Annotated in this window: 3 protein-coding genes; 2 read left to right on the top strand and 1 reads right to left on the bottom strand. The window is 32.0% G+C overall.

Going from position 1 to position 3180, the window contains the following annotated elements; translation table 11 throughout:
• Positions 1-190: 190 nt before the first annotated feature.
• On the bottom strand, positions 191-1477 hold the full coding sequence (locus OA86_RS15060) for an aldehyde dehydrogenase family protein (protein ID WP_039355141.1): 1287 nt from the start codon (positions 1475-1477) through the stop codon (positions 191-193).
• 251 nt (positions 1478-1728) lie between these two features.
• Here OA86_RS15060 and gcvH point away from each other — a divergent pair, with 251 nt between their 5' ends.
• Together gcvH and OA86_RS15050 are read left to right on the top strand one after the other, a co-directional pair.
• Complete coding sequence (gcvH, locus tag OA86_RS15055; protein ID WP_039355138.1) at positions 1729-2106, top strand: glycine cleavage system protein GcvH; 378 nt, start codon at positions 1729-1731, stop codon at positions 2104-2106.
• Positions 2099-2458 carry a VanZ family protein gene (locus tag OA86_RS15050; protein ID WP_052257556.1) on the top strand — a complete coding sequence of 120 codons (360 nt, stop codon included), beginning with the start codon at positions 2099-2101 and terminating at the stop codon, positions 2456-2458. The genes gcvH and OA86_RS15050 overlap by 8 nt, the downstream gene beginning before the upstream one ends.
• Positions 2459-3180 lie beyond the last annotated feature (722 nt).

Raw genomic sequence — 3180 nt, 5'->3', positions numbered from 1 at the left:
TCTTCGATTGAGGGTGGGAATAACCAGTTTTGTTGTTGATTATAATCTTTAAACTTAATATTCATATCATTGATTATCAATACTTAAAGATAATAAAATCTGATAAATCAACCAAAAAACATACAGGAAAAAATACAAAAAAACCGCCTCAGTATTGAGACGGCTTCTTTCTTTTTGTAAGAGATCACATTTAATTTCCGACGATCGTTTTTACATTTATAAATTCTTTTAACGCATGCAAAGATAATTCTGTTCCATAACCGGAAGATTTTGCGCCTCCAAATGGCAATCTAGGATCAGAACTCGATTCTTTATTCAAACTTACCGTTCCAGATTCTAACTGATCGATGAATAATTGTTGTCTTTTTTTATCTTTTGTCCAAACTGAATTTGACAAGCCGAAAGGAATGTCGTTCGCCAGTTTCAACGCTTCTTTATCATTTTTCGCGATCATTACCATTCCGAGTGGACCGAAAAGTTCTTCTTGTAGAATTGGGTTTCCTGCTTTTACTTTAATTAAACCTGGCATAAATTCATTTTTTGAAATTCTTTCGAGTGGTAAAATAATTTCTGCGCCATATTTCAAAGCTTTCTTATATTGCTTTTCCAGTTCATCGGCCAAATCCGGACGAGCCATTCCGCCGATCATGGTTTCTTTCTTCATCGGATTTCCGGGAATATATTTCTGATATTCTTTCACGAAAATCGGTAAAAATTCTTTTTCTACATTTTTCTGAATGATGAACCTTTTTCCAGCGTTACAAGCCTGACCGCAATTTTGAAGTCGCGCTTTCGCGCCGCTTTCTGCGGCTTTTTTGAAATCGGCATCATCTAAAACGATGAAAGCATCACTTCCGCCTAATTCCAAAAGAGATTTTTTAATGTTTTTCCCTGCGATCGACGCAACTTCTGCTCCAGCTTTTTCACTTCCCGTTAAACTTACTCCTTGAATAATTGGATTTTCTAAAACGGTTTTCACTTCAGCATGTCCAATTTCTAGATTTTGAAAAACGCCTTTTGGAAAACCGGCTTTTAAAAATAACTTTTCAAGCATATTTCCACTTCCAAAACAAATTGAAGCATGTTTCAAGACAACGGTATTTCCTGCCAAAATCGCGGGAACTGCAAATCGCAAAGCTTGCCAAAAAGGAAAATTCCAGGGCATGACTCCTAAAATAACTCCTTTGGGAACAGAATGAATTTCTGATACTCGGAATTCGGTTTTAATTTTTTCAGGTTTCAAAGTATTTTCTGCTTCGGCATAGTAACGCGTCATCAAGGCACACTTTTTAACTTCCGAGATCGATTGCGTAATTGGTTTATTCATTTCCTTCGTAATGATCTTGCCAAATTTCTCAGCGTCTTTATCTAAAAGGTCGGTTAATTTTAGCAAAAGTTGTTGCTTTTCTGAGAAAGGAACGGCTTTCCAATTCTCAAAGGCTTTTTGACTTTTCGCTAACTTATTTACTAAATTCATTTCTGATTTTTTTGTTGATATATAAAGGATGTTTTTTAAACACTTTATTCTGAAACTTTTTCAAGATAACAAAGATACTAAAAGAAGGAAAAACTATTGATTGACGTCTTATATGATTGCGATATTTAAGTTTTATTTATTTTTCTCTAATTCATATTATATAAGGAAAGATTTGGAAATTCAAATAATGAGTATAAACGTTTGATGGTCTGAGAATTTTAATTAATTTTGAAAAAATAAAATTTAATAAAATGAATACACCGTCAGAATTAAAGTACACGAAAGACCACGAATGGGTTATGATTGAAGGAAACATCGCAACGATCGGCATTACAGATTTCGCGCAGAGTGAATTGGGCGACATCGTTTTCGTAGATGTTGATTCTGTAGATGATGAACTTTCTTCAGGAGATGTTTTCGGAAGTGTAGAAGCAGTGAAAACGGTTTCTGATTTGTTTTTACCTTTAGCAGGTACAGTAACAGAATTTAATGCAGAATTGGAAGATCAACCAGAATTGCTCAATACTGATCCTTACGGAAAAGGTTGGATCATTAAATTGGATATCGGAGATTCAGCAGATACTACAGAACTTCTTTCAGCAGAGCAATACCAGGAGTCTCTTGGATAAAATATCTAAATTATTTCGTAAGATCTTGCCCATTTATTGGGCATTTCTTACTTATATGCTTCTGCGTCCTGGTGTAGAGAACATGGAACTTCCTTTTATGTTCGAGGGAATCGATAAGATCTTACATCTCGGCATTTTTGCCATGTTAGGATTTTGTTTCATGGCAGCAATTCCGAAGATTAAATTTCTGTACTTTTTTCAGATTATCGTAATCTATGGTTTACTCACGGAAATTCTTCAGGATGAAATGCATTGGGGGCGATCTTTAGAGTTTTTAGATTTAGTTGCTGATACCATTGGGTGCTTAATAGGGTATTTTGTATTTATAAAATTAAAAAATTTGAAGATCTAGTTTTTTTTGAGATTTATTTAAGGTCTTGTATACAATAAAGAAGCTTTTGTACAATTTGTGCGGAGGTTTTTTTGTTTTTTAATAATATATCTTTAGGTGAATTCATTTTCTGAAAGTTAGTATTTGTACATTTATATTTAAAGCATCTATTTTTTTAGAAATTCATTTTGTAAATAAAGCCACCTTTTTATTTAGTTTAGATATTTGATTTAGTATTATTTTAAATATTAATGACTTTATTCTATAACATTATATAGTGATGATTGTTTTAAAAATCGATTTTCGAAAGATGGAAGTACATTATTTTGTGGTTTTTATTAAAAATTTATTCTGCTTAATTTATAGAACTCTAATACATTTATAGAATTTGGTTGTTTTCAAGGAGTTTTTTCAAGTTGAAAAGTGAAAAAACACGCTATATTCTTTAATTTTTTGGATGTACTCAAGCATAAAATTTGAATTACGATAAAGTGGATAACTCTAAATTTCCCACAATATATTGTTAATTAAAAGGTTATAGAAAAACTTATACACATGTTTAAAATAATCAATAAAACATTTGCGAGATAAATAGTGTAGGTATATCTTTGCACCACTTCAAACAAGAAGTAGCATAGTAGAGCGTTTCAGGTAGATATGATGTTAAATAATAGGATCGAAAGTTTCTAAAATTTTTTTTCAAAAAAGCTTGTAGATTAAAAAAACCTTCTTATCTTTGCAAC

It is taken from the genome of Kaistella jeonii (assembly GCF_000812865.1).
GTDB lineage: Bacteria > Bacteroidota > Bacteroidia > Flavobacteriales > Weeksellaceae > Kaistella > Kaistella jeonii.
The sequence above is the reverse complement of the archived record's forward strand: the minus strand, read 5'-3'. Positions and strand labels throughout refer to the sequence as shown.